Source organism: Candidatus Kosakonia sp. 282A-S69, from assembly GCF_029433855.1.
In the GTDB taxonomy this organism is placed as follows: Bacteria; Pseudomonadota; Gammaproteobacteria; order Enterobacterales; family Enterobacteriaceae; genus Kosakonia; species Kosakonia cowanii_A.
Genome location: NZ_JAROAU010000005.1, coordinates 252765 through 253024 on the forward strand (window position 1 = coordinate 252765; position 260 = coordinate 253024).

Here is a 260-nt window from a genome sequence, read left to right on the forward strand (position 1 = left end):
GTACAGCGCCCCGGCTCGCTGCATATTAGACGCCAGCTGTCTCTTTTAAACCGGGCCAGCATTTCGACGCTCCATTCCTTTTGCCTGCAAGTGCTGAAGAAATATTACTACTTGATCGATCTTGATCCGGGCTTTCGGATAGCTGATCAGACGGAAGGCGAGCTGCTCGGGGATGAAGTGCTTGACGAGCTGTTTGAAGACGAATACGCAAAGGGTGAAAAGGCGTTTTTTGAGCTTGTTGACCGCTATACGACAGACCG

At 51.2% G+C, this 260-nt stretch carries 1 protein-coding gene; it reads left to right on the forward strand.

Translation table 11 applies throughout. The features are described 5' to 3' along the window. On the forward strand, positions 1-260 hold a 260-nt coding region (locus tag PU683_RS22260), incomplete at both ends, for a UvrD-helicase domain-containing protein (protein ID WP_277174676.1).